Annotated in this window: 16 protein-coding genes; 7 read left to right on the top strand and 9 right to left on the bottom strand. The window is 73.3% G+C overall.

Annotated features, from left to right (window positions below; all coding sequences use genetic code 11):
• From ACWC24_RS23855 to ACWC24_RS23845, 3 genes are all read right to left on the bottom strand, one after another.
• Positions 1-453, bottom strand: a 453-nt coding sequence (locus tag ACWC24_RS23855) for a GAF domain-containing protein (RefSeq protein WP_450664882.1), incomplete at its 3' end; no start/stop codon positions are given.
• Positions 454-586: 133 nt separating this feature from the next.
• Positions 587-1,150, bottom strand: coding sequence for a hemerythrin domain-containing protein (locus ACWC24_RS23850; RefSeq protein ID WP_450664881.1), 564 nt, complete (start codon positions 1,148-1,150; stop codon positions 587-589).
• A 166-nt stretch (positions 1,151-1,316) separates the two neighbouring features.
• Positions 1,317-3,311 carry an ABC transporter ATP-binding protein gene (locus tag ACWC24_RS23845; RefSeq protein WP_450664880.1) on the bottom strand — a complete coding sequence of 665 codons (1,995 nt, stop codon included), beginning with the start codon at positions 3,309-3,311 and terminating at the stop codon, positions 1,317-1,319.
• A gap of 165 nt (positions 3,312-3,476) precedes the next feature.
• Between ACWC24_RS23845 and ACWC24_RS23840 the strand changes: the two genes are divergently transcribed.
• Together ACWC24_RS23840 and ACWC24_RS23835 are read left to right on the top strand one after the other, a co-directional pair.
• Positions 3,477-4,409 carry a lysylphosphatidylglycerol synthase transmembrane domain-containing protein gene (locus tag ACWC24_RS23840; RefSeq protein WP_450664879.1) on the top strand — a complete coding sequence of 311 codons (933 nt, stop codon included), beginning with the start codon at positions 3,477-3,479 and terminating at the stop codon, positions 4,407-4,409.
• An 81-nt stretch (positions 4,410-4,490) separates the two neighbouring features.
• Positions 4,491-5,255 carry a crotonase/enoyl-CoA hydratase family protein gene (locus ACWC24_RS23835; RefSeq protein WP_450664878.1) on the top strand — a complete coding sequence of 255 codons (765 nt, stop codon included), beginning with the start codon at positions 4,491-4,493 and terminating at the stop codon, positions 5,253-5,255.
• Positions 5,256-5,305: 50 nt separating this feature from the next.
• On the opposite strand, the gene ACWC24_RS23830 is transcribed toward ACWC24_RS23835, so the two are convergent.
• From ACWC24_RS23830 to ACWC24_RS23820, 3 genes are all read right to left on the bottom strand, one after another.
• The gene (locus ACWC24_RS23830) at positions 5,306-6,544 is read right to left on the bottom strand and encodes an NAD(P)/FAD-dependent oxidoreductase (RefSeq protein WP_450664877.1); all 1,239 of its coding nucleotides are present in this window, start codon (positions 6,542-6,544) and stop codon (positions 5,306-5,308) included.
• 72 nt (positions 6,545-6,616) lie between these two features.
• Positions 6,617-8,020 carry an FAD-dependent oxidoreductase gene (locus ACWC24_RS23825; RefSeq protein ID WP_450664876.1) on the bottom strand — a complete coding sequence of 468 codons (1,404 nt, stop codon included), beginning with the start codon at positions 8,018-8,020 and terminating at the stop codon, positions 6,617-6,619.
• Between the two features lie 145 nt (positions 8,021-8,165).
• Positions 8,166-9,605: an FGGY family carbohydrate kinase gene (locus ACWC24_RS23820; protein ID WP_450664875.1), complete on the bottom strand. Its 1,440-nt coding sequence runs from the start codon at positions 9,603-9,605 to the stop codon at positions 8,166-8,168.
• A 301-nt stretch (positions 9,606-9,906) separates the two neighbouring features.
• Here ACWC24_RS23820 and ACWC24_RS23815 point away from each other — a divergent pair, with 301 nt between their 5' ends.
• The 3 genes from ACWC24_RS23815 to ACWC24_RS23805 all read left to right on the top strand — a co-directional run bounded on the left by ACWC24_RS23815 (position 9,907) and on the right by ACWC24_RS23805 (position 13,864).
• Positions 9,907-10,890 (top strand): hypothetical protein, encoded by a 984-nt coding sequence (locus ACWC24_RS23815; RefSeq protein WP_450664874.1) that lies wholly within the window; start codon positions 9,907-9,909, stop codon positions 10,888-10,890.
• Positions 10,891-10,930: 40 nt separating this feature from the next.
• On the top strand, positions 10,931-12,532 hold the full coding sequence (locus ACWC24_RS23810; protein ID WP_450664873.1) for an amino acid permease: 1,602 nt from the start codon (positions 10,931-10,933) through the stop codon (positions 12,530-12,532).
• Between the two features lie 240 nt (positions 12,533-12,772).
• Complete coding sequence (locus ACWC24_RS23805; RefSeq protein WP_450664872.1) at positions 12,773-13,864, top strand: mechanosensitive ion channel family protein; 1,092 nt, start codon at positions 12,773-12,775, stop codon at positions 13,862-13,864.
• A gap of 35 nt (positions 13,865-13,899) precedes the next feature.
• Here ACWC24_RS23805 and ACWC24_RS23800 read toward each other — a convergent pair whose 3' ends face one another.
• The gene (locus tag ACWC24_RS23800) at positions 13,900-15,450 is read right to left on the bottom strand and encodes a M1 family metallopeptidase (protein ID WP_450664871.1); all 1,551 of its coding nucleotides are present in this window, start codon (positions 15,448-15,450) and stop codon (positions 13,900-13,902) included.
• A 197-nt stretch (positions 15,451-15,647) separates the two neighbouring features.
• On the opposite strand from ACWC24_RS23800, the gene ACWC24_RS23795 reads away from it, so the two are divergent.
• A complete protein-coding gene (locus ACWC24_RS23795; RefSeq protein ID WP_450664870.1) occupies positions 15,648-17,867 on the top strand; it encodes an NADP-dependent isocitrate dehydrogenase in 2,220 nt (739 codons plus the stop codon).
• A 187-nt stretch (positions 17,868-18,054) separates the two neighbouring features.
• Here the strand turns inward: ACWC24_RS23795 and ACWC24_RS23790 are convergent, their stop codons facing one another.
• Positions 18,055-18,396, bottom strand: a complete 342-nt coding sequence (locus tag ACWC24_RS23790) for a DUF5713 family protein (protein ID WP_450664869.1) — start codon at positions 18,394-18,396, stop codon at positions 18,055-18,057.
• 81 nt (positions 18,397-18,477) lie between these two features.
• On the opposite strand from ACWC24_RS23790, the gene ACWC24_RS23785 reads away from it, so the two are divergent.
• The gene (locus ACWC24_RS23785; RefSeq protein WP_450664868.1) at positions 18,478-19,275 is read left to right on the top strand and encodes an N-formylglutamate amidohydrolase; all 798 of its coding nucleotides are present in this window, start codon (positions 18,478-18,480) and stop codon (positions 19,273-19,275) included.
• A gap of 51 nt (positions 19,276-19,326) precedes the next feature.
• Here the strand turns inward: ACWC24_RS23785 and ACWC24_RS23780 are convergent, their stop codons facing one another.
• Positions 19,327-19,881 (bottom strand): hypothetical protein, encoded by a 555-nt coding sequence (locus ACWC24_RS23780; RefSeq protein WP_450664867.1) that lies wholly within the window; start codon positions 19,879-19,881, stop codon positions 19,327-19,329.
• Positions 19,882-19,886: the final 5 nt, after the last annotated feature.

Raw genomic sequence — 19,886 nt, 5'->3', positions numbered from 1 at the left:
GTACAGGTCCAGCGTGCCCAGCGCGCTCCCGGCCCCGCCCAGGGGCAGCGAGAAGACCGCCTCGACCCCGGCCCGGGCCGCCTGGACACTGAACAACGGCCAGCGACGGCTGTCCGGCGCGCGCCCGAGGTCGGCCGCGAACACCGGCGCGCGGAGCCGGACCGCCTCCACGCACGGGCCCTCGCCCAGGGTGTACTGGATCTCCGCCAGCCGGGCGGCGACACCGTCGCTGGCGCACAGCACCACACTCAGGCCGGGGCTGTCGCCCCGTACCGACACGGACAGCCCGGTGACCATCGGCAGGAGCGTCCCGCAGGTACGGCCCAGCGCCTCGGGCACGTCGGCGGGCGGAAGGCCGCGGACCGCGTCGACGAGTTCACGGGTGATGAGGGCACGCCGGGCCTCGGTCTCCTGCTCGGCGTCCTCGTCGCCCGGCAGGCCGTCGTCGGTCATGGACCTCACCTCCCCGCGACCAGTCCCCGCAACGGTTTCACCCGATCTTGGCACAGCGGCGTGTCCCTGTCGGTCCGGCGCGGAACGTGCGCCGGGCCTCGCCGCGCGAAAGGAATCGCGACCCGCCCCGGGCTCAGCCGGCCTTGCCGCGGCCCGTCAGGGCGTCGCGCAGCCGGTCGATCATGCCCACGCCCGGCGCCAGCATCTTGTTGGCGGGCGGCCGGTCCGGCGCGGCGGGGTGCGGCCGGGTCGGCGCCGCCTTCTTCGCCCGGCGGACCTTGTCGCCCAGGTCGTCGAGGGCGGCGGGCTCGCACGCGGCGCGCAGCCGGGGGAAGAGGTTGTTCTCCTCGTCGCCGATGTGGTCGCGCACCTCGGTCATGAGGGAATCGACCAGCGCGTCGAACCGCGGGTCGTCCGCGGCACAGCCCTCCAGGTCCTTCATGAGCCGCTCGGCACAGGCGTGTTCCTCGAGCTCCCGGTCCGCCAGGGCGTCGCCGCCCACGACGTGCTCGCGCACGGCCGGGTAGAGACAGGCCTCCTCGGCCACCGAGTGCCGCACCAGCTCCATCGTGGCCTGGTCGGCGTACAGCTTGCGGTCGCGGTCACCGGGCGGCAGCGCGTCGATCTTGCCGAAGAGCTCCTCCACCTCCCGGTGATCGGTCATCAGTTCGTCGATGACGTTTCCACCGTGTCCCATGCCCTCGACCTCCGCTCGTGGCAGGCGGTCCGTCCGATGCGGATGCGCCGCGGTCCGAGTCCCCGGTCCCGGGCGCGCCACACAAGTCGTGTGGCCGCGGGCGACCTCGGCGCCGCCTCATGAGGCGGGCCGGCCCCGCGTGGCGTGGCGGGGCCGGCCCGGCCGCTCAGCCCACCGGCGCGGCGGGGAGCTCCTCGTGGTCTCCGGGCGTCGTCCCGGCGGTCGCGTGGTCCCGGGGTGTCGTCGCGGTGGTCCCCTGGTCTTCGGGTGCCGTCGCGGTGGCCGTGACGGGTGCGGTCGCTCCCGGGGCGAACTGGGTGCGGTAGAGCTGGGCGTAACGGCCCTCGGCCGCCAGGAGTTCTCCGTGGGTGCCGCGCTCGACGACCCGCCCTGCCTCGATCACCAGGATCTGGTCCGCGGCGCGCACGGTGGACAGCCGGTGGGCGATCACGATCGCGGTGCGGTCGGCCAGGGCCTCGGTGAGCGCCTCCTGGACGGCCGCCTCCGAGGTGTTGTCGAGATGGGCGGTGGCCTCGTCGAGGATGACGACGCGCTGACGGGCCAGGAGCAGCCGGGCGATGGTCATGCGCTGGCGTTCGCCGCCGGAGAGCCGGTAGCCGCGTTCCCCCACGACCGTGTCGAGGCCGTCGGGCAGGGAGAGTACGAGGTCGTCGAGGCGGGCCCGGCGCAGCGCGTCCCACAGTTCGTCCTCGCCGGCGCCGGGGCGGGCCAGCAGCAGGTTGGCCCGGACCGAGTCGTGGAACAGGTGGCCGTCCTGGGTGACCATGCCCAGGGTCTCGCGCATCGAGGCGGCGGTGAGATCGCGCACGTCGACGCCGCCGACGCGTACGGCGCCCTCGTCGACGTCGTAGAGGCGCGGCAGGAGCTGGGCGATGGTGGACTTGCCTGCGCCGGAGGAGCCGACCAGGGCGATGGTCTGGCCGGGCTCGGCGCGGAAGGAGATACCGCGCAGCACCTCGGCGCCGCCGCGGGTGTCGAGGGCGGCGACCTCCTCCAGGGAGGCGAGGGAGACCTTGTCGGCCGACGGGTAGCCGAAGCGGACGTCGTCGAACTCGACGGCCACCGGCCCGTCGGGCACCCGGCGGGCGTCCGCCTTCTCCTCGATGAGCGGCTTGAGGTCGAGCACCTCGAAGACCCGCTCGAAGCTGACGAGCGCGCTCATCACCTCGACCCGGGCTCCGGCCAGCGCGGTGAGGGGGGCGTAGAGGCGGGTCAGCAGCAGGGCGAGCGAGACGACCGCGCCGGGCTCCAGGGTGCCGCGCAGGGCGAACCAGCCGCCGAGGCCGTAGACGAGTGCCAGGGCCAGGGCGGAGACCAGGGTCAGGGCCGTCATGAACACCGACTGGGCCGTGGCCGTGCGCACCCCGATGTCGCGTACGAGACCGGCGCGGGCGGTGAACTCCCGCGACTCCTCCTCGGGTCGGCCGAACAGCTTGACCAGGGTGGCGCCCGGCGCGGAGAAGCGTTCCGTCATCCGGGTGCCCATCGCCGCGTTGAGGGTGGCCGCCTCCCGCTGCATCCGGGCCATCCGGCTGCCCATGCGTCTGGCCGGCACCACGAACACCGGGAGCAGCACCAGGGCGAGCAGGGTGATCTGCCAGGACAGGGTGAGCATCACGGCGAGCGTGAGCAGCAGCGTGACCAGGTTGCTGACGACTCCGGAGAGTGTGTTGCTGAACGCGCGCTGGGCGCCGATCACGTCGTTGTTGAGACGGGAGACGAGCGCTCCCGTACGAGTGCGTGTGAAGAACGCGACCGGCATCCGCTGCACATGATCGAACACCGCCGTACGGAGATCGAGGATGAGCCCCTCGCCGAGCATCGCCGACAGGCGTCTGCCGAGGATGCCGAGCGCCGCCTCCAGCACCGCGATGAGCGCGATGAGCAGGGCGAGCCGTACGACCGTGCGGGGCTGTCCGTGCGAGACGATGGCGTCCACCACGCGTCCGGCCAGGACCGGGGTCGCCACGGCGAACAGCGCCGTCACCACCCCGAGGACGACGAACAGCGCGATACGGCGCCGGTGCGGGCGGGCGAAGGCGCCGATGCGGCGCAGGGTCGCGCGGTCGTAGGGGCGGCGTTCCGGCCGGGCGTTCATGACGCTGTACAGCTGCGTCCAGGCGGTGGTTTCCATGCTCATGAGACAGAACCTAGGACCTCAAGCTTCGTTGAGGTCAATGTCCGTCCGGAATTCCCGCAGACGAAGGACCCGATGACCCTTTCTCCCCAGCCGCTGCCCGTCCGCAATCCCCCGTCCCCGCAGCCGCAACCCGTCGTTGACGTGGTGCGGAAAGCCTCTCCGGATGTGAGCCACGTCCCCGTCCGCCAGATTCTCTGCCTGCTTCCGCTGCTGCTGCTCGGCGTGGTCGCGGTGCAGCACCGCTCCGTGCTGGCCGAGGGGATCGGCCACCTGCGCGGCGCCGAGTGGCCCTGGCTGCTGGCCGCGGCCGGGACGACCTGTCTGACCTGGGTGGCCGCGGCCTTCACCCGCCAGGGCGCGCTGGTCGAGCGGCTGCCCAGACGGCGGCTGCTCGTCACCCAGTTCGCGGCGGGCGCGGCCAACCACCTGCTGCCCACCGGGCTGGGGGCGAGCGCCGTGAACCTGCGCTTCATGACGGTCTGCGGGGTGCCGCTGGCCCGGTCCTCGGCGGCCCTCGCGCTGTATCTGCTCGCCGAGAGCGTGGGGCGGCTGGGTCTGCTGGCCGCGCTGCTGCTCGCGTTCCCGCACGCGCTGCGGCTCGGCACGCTGCTGCCGCACGGGGAGCTCGGGCCGCTGCTGTGGGCCGCCGGTGCCGTCGTGGCCGTGGCCGCGGTCGTGCTCGCGGCGGTACGCCGACTGCGCGACGCCGTGCTCTCCTTCCTGCGTACCGCGCTCGGCGAGGCGCGCTCGGTGCACACCCGTCCGGCGCGGGCGTTCGCCCTGTGGGGCGGTTCGCTGGCGTTCCCGGCGCTCCAGGCCACCGGTCTGGCGGCGGTCGGGCAGGCGCTCGGGCTGCCGGTGCCGCCCGCGCACATCGCGGTGGCCTATCTCGCGGCGACCGTCGCCGTGGCGCTCGTGCCCACCCCGGGCGGGCTCGGCTCCGTCGACGCGGCCCTGATCGTGGCGCTGGTGGCGGCGGGCGGCCCGGTGGCGGTGACCACGGCGGTGGTCCTCGCGTACCGGATCATCACCGTGTGGGTGCCGCTGCTGCCGGGGGCGCTGACGCTGGGCGCGCTGGTGCGGCTGAAGGTGATCTGAGCCCTCCTGCGAGACTCGCCCCAGCGAACTCGACGGACACGACGGATGCGACGAGTCCGTCGTACGGAAGGGGATTCCAGCATGCCGATCCGGACAGAGCGCCGCGGACACGTCACGACCGTCGTGCTCTCCCGCCCCGAGGCCCGCAACGCGGTGGACGGCCCCACGGCCGCCGAACTGGCCGCCGCCTTCCGCGAGTTCGAGGCGGACGACGGGGCGCGGGTGGCGGTGCTCTGGGGCGAGGGCGGTACGTTCTGCGCGGGCGCCGACCTCAAGGCGGCGGGCGGCGAGCACGGCAACCGGGTCGCCGAGGACGGCGACGGACCGATGGGTCCGACCCGGATGCGGCTGTCCAAGCCGGTGATCGCCGCCGTCGCCGGGCACGCCGTGGCCGGGGGTCTGGAACTGGCGCTCTGGTGCGATCTGCGGGTCGCCGAGGAGGACGCCGTCTTCGGGGTGTTCTGCCGCCGCTGGGGCGTGCCCCTCATCGACGGCGGCACGGTACGGCTGCCCCGGCTGATCGGTACGAGCCGCGCCCTGGACATGATCCTGACCGGCCGTCCGGTCCCGGCCCGGGAGGCCTACGGGATGGGCCTCGCGAACCGGGTGGTCGCCACCGGCACCGCCCGCGTCGCGGCCGAGGAACTGGCCGCGACGATCGCCCTCTTCCCGCAGGCGTGCCTGCGGTCCGACCGGGCCTCGGTCCTGGGCCAGGAGGGCCTGGACGAGGCGGCGGCGATCCGCGGCGAGCTGCGCCACGGCATGGGCGTGCTGGCGGAGGGGCTGGAGGGCGCGGCCCGCTTCGCGGGGGGCGCCGGACGGCACGGGGCGTTCGGGGACCTCTGAGGGGACCCGCGGGACCGGCGGACCCGCGGCGCAAGGGCTGTCGCGCGCGGTCAGGCGAGTGTCACCCGTACCGGGCCGCCCTTCGGGTCGACCCGTCCGGTCCAGTGGGCGGTCAGGGCCAGGGTGCGATGGGGCACGGCGGTGCGCGTGCGCAGTCGCTCGGTGTGCAGGAGGCGGTCGTCCTGGCTGACGTTCAGCACCGGGCGGGCGGCCACGACCGAGGTGCGCAGGACGTACGGACCGCGCTCGCCCTGGCTGCCGTCGGCCGGGACGACACGGTTCGGGGCGATCCAGCGCAGCGGCGGGTCCACCAGCAGCGGGACGCCGTCGGGCCAGCCGCCCGTGGCGAGCCAGTCCCGGACCGTGCTCCCCGCGTACGCGCCCTCGCGGGCGGCCGTCGCCGCGCTCTCCACCGCGTGCAGCACGCTGCCCGCGGCGAAGACGCCGGGCCGCGAGGTGCGCAGACCGCCGTCGACGGCGGGTCCGCGGGTGCCGGGGTCCAGCGACAGCCCGCCGCGCCGGGCCAGTTCGTGGTCGGGGACGAAGTCGCCGGTGAAGACGACGGTGTCGCAGGCGAGCGTGGCCGTGCGGCCGTCACGGTGGCGGACCCGGACGCCGGACAGCCGCCCGCGGCCGACGAGTTCGGTCACCGAGGTGCCGGTCAGCAGCGGTACGCGGTGCCGCAGCCGGGCGTCCGCGGCCCGCGCGGGCCCCGCCTGGGCCCGGGGCAGGTCGGTCACCATGGCCACCACGGCGACTCCGGCGGCCCACAGGGTGGCGGCCGCCGCGTACGAGACGTCCTCGGCGCCGACGACCACCGCGCGGGTGCCGATGTGCTGCCTGTACAGGTGCACCGACTGCTGGAGCTCGCCGGTCGTGTACACGCCGGCCGGGCGGGTGCCGGGCACCAGCCGGGCGGCGCGCGGCCGTTCGCGGGCCCCGGTGGCCAGGACGACCGCGCGGGCGTCGATCGTCTCCGGTCCGTGCGGGCCGACGGTGTGCAGGGACAGCGGTCCGGCCCAGTCGAGGGCGGTCACGCCGGTACGGACGCTCGCCCCGGCCCGGTCCGCCGCGTCGAGCAGCAGCCGGGCGTACCCGGGGCCGGTCAGGGGACGCAGCCAGGTGCCGTAGCCGCCGTGGGCGCAGTGCCGGGGCACTCCCCCGGCCTGCTCCTCCCGGTCCAGCACCTCGACCCGGCCCGCGCCCGCCGCGGCCAGCCGGGCGGCCGTCGCGAGGCCTGCCGGGCCGGCCCCGACGACGAGGACGTCGACCTCGCGTACGACCGTCACGTCCGGCCCTCCTCGGGCCGCGTGTGTCCGGCCGTCATCCCCGGACCTCCTCGAACAGCGCCTGTACGGCCGTCACTTCCGTGCCTCCTCGAACAACGCCCGTACCGCCGCCCCGCAGTAGAAGCCCTGGCAGCGGCCGGCCCTGGCCCGGGTCCTGCGGCGCAGGCCCTCCAGGGTGCGCGGGGGGACGGTGGCGGCGAGCGCGTCGCGGATCTCGCCGCGGGAGACGCGTTCGCAGTGGCAGACGAGACGGCCGTACTCCGGGTCGGCGGCGATGAGTTCGGGCCGTTGGTAGGGGCGGGGGAACGCCTCGCCGAGGTTGGGCATGCGGACCGGTTCCAGGTCCCGTGCCGGGCCCGGGTCGAGTCCGTCGGCGGCGAGCAGGGCGACCACGTGCTCGGCGATGGCGAGGGACGCGGTCAGCCCGGTGGAGCGGATGCCGCCGACGGTGACGTACGCCTGCCCGGGGTGGGCGCGGATGCGGTAGTCCTCGTGCTCGGTGGCGGCGCGCAGGCCCGCGTAGACGGCGGTGACCTCCTCCTCCAGCAGCTCGGGCAGGATGCGGCGGCCCTTCTCCCGCAGCCCGGCGAGGCCCTCGGCGGTGGACCCGGTGGCCCGTCGGTCGGGCAGGTCCTCCGCGGTGGGGCCGAGCAGGACGTTGCCGTAGACGGTGGGGGCGACCAGGACGCCCTTGCCGAGCGCGGTGGGGACGGGCAGCAGGATGTGCCGGACCAGGTCGCGGGCGGGCTTGTCGAAGACGAGGAGCTGGCCCCGGCGCGGGGTGACGGTGAAGTCGTCGTGACCGAGCCGCCGGTCGAGGGTGTCGGCGTGCAGGCCGGCCGCGTTGACCAGCCGGCGGGCGCGCAGTTCGCCCCGGGCGGTGCCGAGCACATGTGTGCCGTCCTGTCGACCCGCCTGTTCCACCGGTGAGTTGAGATGCAGGTCGACTCCGTTGCGGACCGCCTGGGTGGCGTACGCGAGGGTCGTCGTCCAGGGGCAGACGACGCTCTCGCCGGGTATGTGCAGGGCGCCCAGGGCGCCGGGGCCCAGGCGCGGTTCGCGGGCGTACAGCGCGGCGGGATCCAGGTGCTCGGCGGCGTGGTAGCCGTTGCGCACGGCCTTGTCCGCGAGGCGGGGCAGCGCGGCGAGCTGTTCCTCGTCCCAGGCGACGAGCAGCGCGCCGACGGGTTCGACGGGGATGCCGGACTCGGCGGCGTACGCGGCCAGCAGCCGGGAGCCCTCGCGGACCAGGCGGGCCTCCAGGGAGCCGGGGACGGCGTCGAAACCGGTGTGCAGGATGGCCGTGTTGGCCTTGGAGCTGCCCTGGCCGACGTCGTCCTGCGCCTCGACGAGCGCGACCCGCAGCCCGGGCCGGCGGGCGAGTTCCCGGGCGATCGCGCAGCCGACGACTCCGGCGCCGACGACCGCCACGTCGTACGTCGTCGCGGGCAGCGGCCCGTGCGCGGTGACGGTCATCCGCGCATCCGGCCCGGGGGCGTGCAGCGGCCTGCGTGCCTCCGGCGGGCGGGCGACCGGGTCAGGGGCGTCCGGCGTACGGGCGTACCGTCGGGGGCCCGTACGCCGTGGGCCGTGGCCGGGCGGACCCCGGCCGCCCGGCGTGTCATACGGGCGCTCCGTCGAGCAGGGCGGCCACCGCCGCGCGGAAGGTGGCGCGGCGTTCGGCCGCCTGGTCGGGCGAGATGCGCGGCTCGTAGACGGCCGCGGGCCTCCACTCCGGCAGGGCGTCGGCGACCGTCGTCCCCGGTACGGCTCCGAGCAGGGCCAGGGCGCCGGTGCCCAGGGCGGTCGCGTCGGGCAGCGCGGACACCTCCACGGGGCGTTGCAGCAGGTCGGCCTGGGTCTGCATGAGCAGCGCGGAGCGGGTCAGGCCGCCGTCGACGCGGAGTTCGGAGAGGGGGACGCCCTGGTCGGCCGCGGCCGCCTCGGCGAGTTCGGCCACCTGGGCGGCCAGGCCCTCGCACAGCGCGTGCACCACGTGCCCGGGGCCGGTGTCGAGGCCGAGCCCGGTGAGCGAGCCGCGGACGTCGCCGCGCCACCAGGGGGCGGCGAGGCCGGCCAGTGCCGGTACGAAGGTGACGCCGCCGCTGTCGAAGGCGGTGCCGCCGACCCGGTCGAGGTCGGTGGCGCCGGTGATGACGCCGAGGTCGGTGAGCCAGCGGACGGCGGAGGCGGCCGTGTAGACCTGGCCGTCGAGGCAGTAGGCGGTGCGGCCGCCGAGCCGCCAGGCGACGCAGCTGACCAGTCCCGAGGTGCCGCGCATCGGGGTGTCGCCGGTGTGGGCGAGCAGGAACGCGCCGGTGCCGTAGGTGCACTTGGCGCCGCCGGGCGCGGTGACGCGCTGGGCGAGCAGGGCGGCCTGCTGGTCGACGACGAGCCCGGTGAGCGGGATCTCGGGGCCGAAGGCGGTGGTGGTGCCGACGGGGGCGGCGTTGTCGACGACGTCGGGCAGCCGTTCGCCGGACAGTCCGTACAGGTCGAGGGCGCGGGGCGACCAGGCGGCCTGGTCGAGGTCGAGGAGCTGGGTGCGTCCGGCGGTCGCGGCGTCGGTGACGTAGCTGCCGGTGAGCCGGTGCACGAGCCACGCGTCGCTGGTGGTCACCACCCCCTCGCGGGTGAGATGACGTCGTATCCAGGCCATTTTCGGCGCGGCGAAGTAGGGGTCGAGCGGGAGGCCGGTGACGTGGCGTAACTCGTCCGCGTGCTCGGCCAGTTCGATGCACACGCTCTGGGCGCGGCGGTCCTGCCAGACGAGCGCGTCGGTCAGCGGGCGGCCGTCGGCGGGGTCCCAGGCGAGCACCGTCTCGCCCTGGTTGGCGAGGCCCACCGCGATGACGGGTTCGCCGGCCTCGGCGAGGGCGCGGGTACCGGCCTCGACCACCGAGGCGTGGAGTTCGCCCGGGTCGACCTCGACCAGGCCACCGGGCAGATGGCGGGGACGCACGGCCGTGAACCCGGTGCCGATGACGCCGCGTTCGGGGCAGATCACCAGCGCCTTGGTGCCGGACGTGCCCTGGTCGACGGCGAGTACCGGGCCTGTCATCTACACCTCTTCCGCAGGTGATCCGGAGGTGATCACAGCCCGACAGCCTGCCGTCGCCGCCGGTACCGCGTCAAGCACCGCCCACCTGGCGCCCCGCCTCGTCCTTCGTTGACTGAGGAACAGTCAACTAACCGCGTAGATAACGAAGTTCGAGACCAACCGGAATCCGGCGATGATGCCCAACAAGCACCTCTATAGTGACCGCCGTCCCGGCGCGATCTCCTCGACTGCCGCCCAGAGGAGGGCTGTTGTTACTCCACCCTGCCGTCCTGCCCCGCCCTCGTCCCGGGGTGGTCGGCTGATGGCCAGAGAGGGAGCCCGACCCTCCTACGACCCCGCAGGCCACGATTCCGCGCTGCGTGCCGCCCTCCAGGAGCTGCGCGCCGGACGCTGGATGTCGATGCGCGGGCTGCTGGACGAGACCGCCCAGTGGTGGCAGTGGACGCAGCGCACCCAGGTCCTGGCGGCGGCCGCCGCCGGCAGCGACGTGGTGCGCGCCTGGCTCGCCGAGGAGCCGTCCAGCGTCCCGGCCACGGTGATGCACGCCCGGGTGGCCGTGGAGCGGGCCCTGCGGGCGCACCGCGAGGGCCACCGCCGCGCCCATGAGCTGTGGATCGAGGCCTGGGACGCCGGCCGTACCGCCGCCGACCGCGCGCCCCGGGACCCGGTCCCCTGGGTGTGCCTGCTGTCGTTGGCGCAATTGGACCGGCAACTGCTGTGGGACGAGCACCGGGTGGCGGCACCGGAGCCGACGCTGCCGCCGGGTCCGTGGGGCCTGCTGGCCGAGGCCGACCGGCGTGACCCGTACAACCGCGAGGCCCACCACCGCATGGTGCAGTTCCTGTACACGCGTGCGGCCTCGGAGCGGCTGGCGGAGGCGACCGGCTACGCCCACCGGGTCGCCGGGGCGGCACCGCAGGGGTCCCCGCTGCATCTGCTGCCGCTGTACGTGCGGGCCGAGCGCTACCGGCGCGGCGGCGGCCGCGACGCCGCCCTCGACCTGCACTGGGTGGCGGAGGACGCCAGCCGCGAGGCGCGGCGGGCGCTGGTCACCTGGTTCGAGTCGAGCGTCCCCGAGCAGCGTTCCCCGCTGGATCTCAACCATCTGGCGCACGCCCTGTGGGGTGCGCTCAGGTTCCCGGACGCGGCCCGGGTGTTCGACGCGCTCGGGCCGTACTACACGCCTGTGCCCTGGGCGTACCGCGCCCCGGACGGCGGCCGGGCCATGGAGGTGTTCCTCCAGGCCCGCACGCGTTCCCGGGCGGCCTCGCACGACCCCGAATGACGCACTCCCGTTGTTTTTCCGTCTCTTCCGGAGGTTACGCATGTCCCGCACCTCTGATCCGTCCGATCCGCCCCTTGCGAAGGAGGGTTCCGTGGCCGGTCCATTCCTGGACGCGTCGGACGCGTCGGACGGTCCGCACGGCCCGAGCAGCCCGCACGACGAGGAGGCGCGGCTGCGCGAGCTCGGCTACCGGCCGGTCCTGGCCCGCCGCATGGGCGGCTTCGGCAACTTCGCGATCAGCTTCTCGGTGATCTCGATCCTGTCCGGCTGCATGACGCTGTACGGCTTCGGCCTGGGTACCGGCGGGCCCGCCGTGATGCTGTGGGGCTGGGCCGGAGTGGGCCTGTTCGTGCTGTGCGTGGGGCTCGCGCTGGCCGAGGTCACCAGCGCGTATCCGACGTCCGGCGCGCTGTACTACATGGCCGACCGGCTCGGCGGCCGCCGCTGGGGCTGGTACACGGGCTGGCTGAATCTGCTCGGTCTGCTCGGTGCGATCGCCGGTATCGACTACGGCGCCGCCCTGTTCGCCGGCGCCTTCGCCAACCTCCAGTGGGGCTTCGAGCCGACGCCCGGCAAGACGATGCTGATCTTCATCGCGATCCTGCTGCTGCACGCCGTGCTGAACCTGTTCGGGGTCCGGCTGGTCAGCGTGCTCAACTCGATCAGCGTCTGGTGGCACCTGGCGGGCGTCGCCCTGATCGTCGGCGCGCTGGCGATCGTCCCCGACCACCACCAGTCGCCGTCCTTCGTGTTCACCAAGTTCGTCAACGACACCGGCTGGGACAACCCCCTGTACGCGGCCGCGCTCGGTCTGCTCCTGGCCCAGTACACCTTCTGCGGCTACGACGCCTCGGCCCACCTGTCGGAGGAGACCTCCAACGCGTCGGTGTCGGCGGCCCGCGGCATCGTCCGCTCCATCTGGGTGTCGTGGATCGCGGGCTTCGTCCTGCTGGCCGGTCTCACCTTCGCCATCCAGGACTACGACGCCACCCGCAACAGCGCGACCGGGGTACCGCCCGCGCAGATCCTGCTCGACGGACTCGGCACGGACGGCGCGAGCGCGCTGCTCGTCGTCGTGATCATCGCCCAGCTGTTCTGCGGGAACGCCGAGGTCGCCGCCGCCAGCCGGATGGTGTTCGCGTTCAGCCGCGACGGCGCGCTGCCCGGGTCCGATCTCTGGCGCCGAGTCAGCAGCCGCACCCAGACCCCGGTCGCCGCCGTGTGGCTGTCGGTGGGGGTCGCCGCTCTGCTGGCGCTGCCGTCGCTGTACTCGGCGACCGCGTACGGCGCGGTCACGGCCATCAACGTCATCGGCATCACCCCCGCGTACGCGATACCGGTGCTGCTGCGACTGCGCGCGGGCGACCGGTTCCGGCCGGGCCCCTGGCACCTGGGCCGGTGGAGCAAGCCGATCGGCTGGATCGCGGTGGTGTGGGTGGCCGGTGTGACGGTGCTGTTCTGCCTGCCGCAGGCGTCGCCGGTGACGGTGGACACGATGAACTACGCCTGCGTGGCCCTCGCCGTCGTGCTGGTCCTCGCCACCGTGTGGTGGTTCGTCGCCCGCCGCTCGTACGGCACGCCCACGACCGCCGCGTACGGCTCCGACCGGGAACAGGCCGAACTGGCCGAGGGGATCGTCTGAGGCCGGTCGGTCATACGGTCCGGCAGCCGCCGAAATCGGTCTGATCTGCACGGCCTTGCGCCGGGTCCGGTACGAACCGCCTTACCGGATACGGCAGGATGAGCGTTCGCGCCGTCCGCGCGCAAGACGCGGACGGCGCGTTCGCGCTCCCCGGAATCGAGCAGGTGACTACGTGACGAGACTTCACATCCGGCCGTCGGCGGCGAAGCAGGCCGCAGATCGTCCCTCCGGAGGTGAACGGTGAACCGCGCGGTGACGCTCGACGACCTGATGCTCGCCGGGATCGCCCTGGCGGCCGGTCTGCTGGGGGCCTTCATCTCCCGCACGCTGTTGCGCTGGCTGGCCAAGCACGCCAAGCGCACCCGCTGGAGCGGCGACGACGTGATGGTGGACGCCCTGCGGACGGTGGTGCCGTGGGCCTCGCTCGCGGGCGGCGCGGCCGCCGCGGCGGCGGTGCTGCCGCTGACGCACACGGTGCAGCGGCACGTCAACCAGTGCCTGACCGTGCTGCTCATCTTCGTGGTGACGCTGTCGGCGGCGCGGGTGATCTCCGGGCTGGTGCACACCGTCACCCAGTCCCGTTCCGGTGTCGCCGGATCGGCCACGATCTTCGTCAACATCACCCGGGTGCTGGTGCTGGCGATCGGCTTCCTGGTCGTGCTCCAGACGCTGGGCATCTCGATCGCCCCGATGCTCACCGCCCTGGGTGTCGGCGGTCTGGCGGTGGCGCTCGCCCTCCAGGACACCCTGGCCAACCTGTTCGCCGGTATCCACATCCTCGCCTCCAAGACCGTCCAGCCCGGTGACTACATCCGGCTGACCAGCGGGGAGGAGGGATACGTCGTCGACATCAACTGGCGTCAGACGACCGTGCGCCAGCTCTCCAACAACCTGGTCGTCATCCCCAACGGTCAGCTGGCGAAGACGAACATGACCAACTACACCCGGCCCGAACAGCACCAGACCGTGCTGGTGCAGGCCGGTGTCGCCTACGACAGCGATCTGGAACACGTCGAGCGGGTGACCATCGAGGTGGTCGCCGAGGTGATGACCGGGGTCGCGGGCGCCCTGCCGGACCACGAGCCCGCGGTGCGTTTCAACACCTTCGGCGACTCGCGCATCGGTTTCACGGTGATCCTGGGTGTCGGCGAGTTCAGCGACCAGTACCGGATCAAACACGAGTTCATCAAGCGCCTGCACCGCCGCTACCGCGAGGAGGGCATCCGGATCCCGGCGCCGACGCGGACGGTGGCGTTGCAGCAGGGGTCGGTGGTGATACCGCAGCAGCGCAGCCACGAGTTCGTGCAGGGGGAGGCCCCCCTGCACGACTGAGAGCTCCGAGCCTCGACGGCTCGGAGCTCCGGGCCTCAGAGGGTGGCGGAGTTGTCGTGGTGCCCGCCGGTCCGCTGCCGCGGCACGGCGAGGGACGAGGCCACCGGCGTGACCGTCCAGTCGGGGTGGTTCGGCATCCGCGGGGTGGCGGTGCCGTAGAGCCAGTCCCGCAGGAAGCCGGTCAGGTCCTGCCCCGAGACCTCCGAGGCGACGGCGATGTAGTTCTCCGTCGTCGCCGAGGAGTTGCGGTACCGGGCGAGGAAAGCCGTCTCGATCGCGTGGAAGACGTCCTCGCCGACCAGCTCGCGCAGCGCGTACAGCACCAGCACGCCGCCCACGTAGCGCTGGTTGTCGAAGAGGTTGGCCGCGTTCGGCGCGGCGACCGGGCCGGAGTCGTGGCGCCACTGGTCGCCGAGCGCGTAGGTCGCCTTCATCCGGGCCTCCAGCGTGGTCAGCCCCAGCGAGTCCGGCCAGCCGCGCTCGTAGCGGTACAGCAGGCCGTAGAAGTCGGCGTGGCCCTCGTTCAGCCACAGGTCCGCCCAGGTGGCCGGGGAGACGAGGTTGCCGAAGTAGGAGTGGACCAGCTCGTGCATCATGTGCGAGCCGATCTTGGGCTCCGGCTGGAGCAGGTAGTTCGGCTTGTACAGCGTGAGGGTCTGGGTCTCCAGGCCGGTGAAGTCGAAGGCGGCCGGGTCGTCGGAGTTGCAGGGCAGCAGACCGTACGTCTCGAAGGGGTAGGCGCCCAGCCGGGCCTCCAGCCACTCCACCAGGCCCGGGGTGAGGGCGAGGGCGGGCTCCAGGGCCTCCGCCCGCGCGGTCGGCACGACGTCCCGCAGCGGCAGCCCGTGCGGCCCCTGCCGCTCCTTGAGCACATAGTCGCCGACGGTGACCTGCACCAGTTCGGTGGCCATCGGCGAGCCGGAGCGGTAGGTGGTCGCGGTGCGCCCGTCGGCCAGGTTCTCGGTGCACACCAGCCGGCCGCTCGCCACACCCTTCAGACCGGCGGGGACGGTGACGCGGAAGGTGAAGTCCGCCTTGTCCGACGGGTGGTCGTTGCAGGGGAAGACGGTGTGGGCCAGGTTGGGCTGGCCCGCCACCGCGAAGCCGTCCGGGGTGACGACCCAGCCGGTGAGCGGCTGCGCGATACGGCGCGGATCGGCGGAGTACGCCACGCGGACCGTGACGGGGGCGCCCTTGGGCAGCGGCCGGGCGGGCGTGATCCGCAGCTTGTGCTCCACCTGCTCGAACACGGCCTCGCGGCCGTCGACCTGGACGGTGCGTATGTCCAGGCCGAAGCAGTCCAGGGAGAAACGGGTCAGCGCCTGGGTGGCGCGCAGCTCCAGGGTGGCCGTGGCGTCGACCAGCCGGGTGGTGGCGTCGTAGGCGAAGTCGAGGTGGTACGCGTGGACGCGGTAGCCGTCGTTGCCGAGGCTCGGGTAGACGGGGTCGCCGAGCGTCTCGGCTCCGGGCGCGCCGGACGCGCCCGGCTCCCCCGGGGCCGCGTGGGCGCCGCCGCCCACGGTCAGCGCCACGGCGGTGCCGAACAGTGCGGCCGCCGGGGCCGTCACTCGGGTGCGATATCTCATGGTCAGCCTTCGTTCGGGCGGCCGGGTGGTCGGCCCGGCCGTCGTGGGGATCGGAAGACGATCTACTTCCAGGACCACACATTCGGCCGCTTCGGTTGCACGCCGGGACACGGAACCCGCCGGACCCCTGTCGAGCCGGGGCCGCTCACGAGATATCTTGATGTCGAGCAATGTTGCAGACGTGGAGCGGAGCACCGGTGACTGACTCGACCATCATCTACACACACACTGACGAGGCCCCGGCCCTGGCGACGTATTCCTTCCTGCCGGTGGTCCAGGCGTACGCCTCGCAGGCGGGCGTCACCGTGGAGACACGGGACATCTCGCTGGCCGGGCGCATCATCGCCGTGTTCCCGGAGTACCTGACCGAGGACCAGCGCATCCCGGACGCGCTGGCGGAGCTCGGTGAGCTGGCCAAGACGCCCGAGGCCAACATCATCAAGCTGCCGAACATCTCGGCGTCGATCCCGCAGCTCAAGGCCGCGGTCGCCGAGCTCCAGGCGCAGGGCTACGCGCTGCCGGACTACCCGGACGACCCCAAGACCGACGAGGAGCGGGACATCCAGGCCCGCTTCGACAAGGTCAAGGGCTCCGCCGTGAACCCGGTCCTGCGCGAGGGCAACTCCGACCGCCGCGCCCCGGCCTCGGTCAAGAACTACGCCAAGACCCACCCGCACCGCATGGGCGCCTGGTCGGCCGACTCGAAGACGAACGTCGCCACCATGGGTGTGGACGACTTCCGCTCCACCGAGAAGTCCGCCGTGATCTCCGAGGCGGGCGCGCTGCGCATCGAGCTGGTCGGCGACGACGGCTCCACCACCGTGCTGCGCGAGTCGGTACCGGTCCTCGCGGGCGAGGTCGTCGACGCCTCCGTCATGCACGTGGCCCCGCTGCGCGAGTTCCTCACCGCGCAGATCGCCAAGGCCAAGGCCGACGGCGTGCTGTTCTCCGTGCACCTCAAGGCCACGATGATGAAGGTCTCCGACCCGATCGTCTTCGGTCACGTGGTGCGCGCCTTCTTCCCGAAGACGTTCGCGAAGTACGGCGAGACGTTCGCCGCGGCCGGCCTGACCCCGAACGACGGTCTGGGCGGCATCTACAAGGGCCTGGAGTCCCTGCCCGAGGGCGCCGAGATCAAGGCGTCCTTCGACGCCGAGCTCGCCGAGGGCCCGGCGCTGGCCATGGTCGACTCCGACAAGGGCATCACCAACCTGCACGTGCCGTCCGACGTCATCGTCGATGCCTCGATGCCGGCCATGATCCGCACCTCCGGCCACATGTGGGGCCCGGACGGCCAGGAGGCCGACACCCTCGCGGTGCTGCCGGACTCCTCGTACGCCGGTGTCTACCAGGCCGTGATCGAGGACTGCCGCGCCCACGGCGCCTACGACCCGTCGACGATGGGCTCGGTCCCGAACGTCGGTCTGATGGCGCAGAAGGCCGAGGAGTACGGCAGCCACGACAAGACCTTCGAGATCCAGACCACCGGCACGGTCCGCCTCGTGGACCAGGCCGGCAACGTGGTGATCGAGCAGACGGTCTCCGCCGGCGACATCTTCCGCGCCTGCCAGACCAAGGACGCGCCCATCAAGGACTGGGTGAAGCTGGCCGTCACCCGCGCCCGCGCCACCGGCAGCCCGGCCGTGTTCTGGCTGGACGAGACCCGCGCGCACGACGCCAACCTGATCGCCAAGGTCCAGGCGTACCTGCCGGAGCACGACACCGAGGGCCTGGACATCCGGATCCTCAGCCCGATCGAGGCGACCAAGCTGTCGGTGGAGCGCATCCGCCGCGGCGAGGACACCATCTCCGTCACCGGCAACGTGCTGCGCGACTACCTCACCGACCTGTTCCCGATCCTGGAGCTGGGCACCAGCGCCAAGATGCTGTCTGTCGTCCCGCTGATGGCGGGCGGCGGCCTGTTCGAGACGGGCGCCGGCGGCTCCGCCCCGAAGCACGTCCAGCAGCTGGTCAAGGAGAACTACCTGCGCTGGGACTCGCTGGGTGAGTTCTTCGCGCTGGTCCCGTCCCTGGAGCAGTACGCGACGGCCACCGGCAACACCCGCGCCAAGGTCCTCGCCGACACCCTCGACCGCGCCACGGCGACCTTCCTCAACGAGGACAAGTCCCCGACCCGTCGCGTCGGCGGCATCGACAACCGCGGCAGCCACTTCTTCCTGTCCCTGTACTGGGCGCAGGAGCTGGCCGCGCAGACCGACGACGCCGACCTGGCAAAGGCGTTCGCGCCGCTGGCCGAGTCCCTCGCCGCGGACGAGCAGAAGATCGTCGACGAGCTGAACGCCGTCCAGGGCAAGCCGGCCGACATCGGCGGCTACTACCAGCCCGACCCGGCCAAGGCCGCCGCGGTGATGCGCCCGTCCGCCACCTGGAACGCGGCGCTCGCGTCCATCGGCTGACGCACCGGGCCCCGGGCCCGCTGTCGTCTGATCCGCAGTACCTGACTCCGCCCCGGCCGGCCTCGCGCCCGGCCGGGGCGGAGCCGTGTCCGGGGCCACCGTGCCCGCTGCCGCGGTGCGCGGCCGGGGCTCGGCCGCAGGGCTGTCCCCGCGTGCCCGCTCCCTCCCCGTGCCGGGTCGCGAGGGACTACCAGTCCCTGGTCGCGATGAGTTCCTCGACGTCCGCGTCCGGGAAGCCGTAGGCGTCGGCGACGAACCAGAAGTCCTCGGCTATCACCTCGCGCGCCACCGTCTCGATCTCGCTGTCGGCCGCCTCGAAGGCCGCCTGGAGGTCGTTGAACTCCTCGGTGGCGGCCTGCGTCAGGACGTAGAGCGCGTCCAGATCGGCGGGGCGCTCGGCCTCGACGCGCTCGCACAGCCGCAGCAGGACCGCCCGGCCCAGGTCCACCACATGGTCGGGGTAGTAGTCCGAGCGGTACAGCCCGCGCAGGAACGGATGCGCGCTCACGCGCTGGTCGCTGATCGGCATGGTGCTGCCCGCCTCTTCCGGTGTCCGATGTGACACCTTGATCGTGCACCACACCACTGACAACGCCCCTGGAGCCGCCGTATGCCGCCCGCCGCACCGTCCTTCGAGCTGCTGCCCGGTGTCGACGAGTCGCCCGTGATCCTGCATGTGCCGCACTCCGCGCGGGAGATACCGCCCGCGGTCCGCGCCGGGATCCTGCTCGACGACCCGGCGCTGGAACGGGAGCTGGACCACATCACCGACGCGCACACCGCGCGGATCGCCGCCGAGGCCGCCCGGCTCGCCGCGGTGGCGCCCTGGCGGTTCGTCAACCGGCTGTCCCGGCTGGTGATCGACCCGGAGCGCTTCCCCGACGAGCGGGAGGAGATGCTCGCCGTGGGGATGGGCGCGGTGTACACCCGCACCACGCACCGGGAAGCGCTGCGGGCCGAGGAAGCCGACCCGCGGCCGTTGATCGAGCGCTACTTCCAGCCGTACGCGCGGGCCATGACGGAGGCGGTGGCGGACCGGCTGGCCGCGACCGGTCGGGCCGTGATCGTCGACGTGCACTCCTACCCGGCCGAACCGCTCCCCTACGAACTGCACGGCGAGGGGCCACGGCCGCCGGTCTGCCTGGGCACCGACCCCTTCCACACCCCGCCCGCGCTGCGGGCCGCCGCGCGGGAGGCCTTCTCCGGCTGCGGGGGTACGGGGCTGGACAGCCCGTTCGCCGGGACGTACGTACCGCTGGAGTTCTACGGCAAGGACGCCCGGGTGAGCGCGCTCATGGTGGAGATCCGCCGGGACACGTACATGACCGAGCCGGGCGGCCCGGCGGGAGCGGGTCTGACCCGGCTCGCCGAGGCGCTGGCCGCCCTGGTCGACGCAGTCCCCCGCTGACCCGCGCCCCGCCCGGGACGGACGGCCCCGCCCGGCCGTCCCGGGCGGCCCTCAGGCGCGCAGCCACTCCGTGACGACCACCTCGGCGCCGGTGCGCAGCCGCAGCGCGAAGGGACCGGCGGGAGGCGCGTCGCAGATGAAGCGGCCCAGGTCGTCCGCGATGAGCGGAGCGGCCGTGCGCGGGCCGCTGAGCACCTCGATCCGGGCCGTCTGCGGCGGCAGCACCTGCCCCATCAGGCCTTCGGAGGTCACCTCCACGTCCACGCTCAGCTCACCCGTGCGGAACGTCAGCATCCGCGGCGGGTCCGCCACTCCCCTGACCGGAATGGCGTCGGTCAGCGAGTCGAAGGTCAGCTCGGCGATCCGGGCGTCGAGGTCGCGCAGCGCGAACGCCTCCATCGCGATCCGGTACAGCTCCCCCGGCACCGGGTCCAGCACGGCGGCGGCCCGGCGGAGTTCGTCCTCCAGCCGGTCGCAGTCCGGCCCGTCGTCGACCCCGTCCGCCGGACCGTCCCCCGGGCGGTCGCCCGGCTCCTCGTCCGGCCCCCCGTCGTCGAACCCGTCCTCGTCGAAGTCGTGCGGGTCCAGGCCGTTCATATCGCTCATGTCGC

Source organism: Streptomyces sp. NPDC001443 (assembly GCF_053597355.1).
Note: the sequence above shows the minus strand (reverse complement) of the source record. Positions and strands in the feature narration are given on the sequence as shown.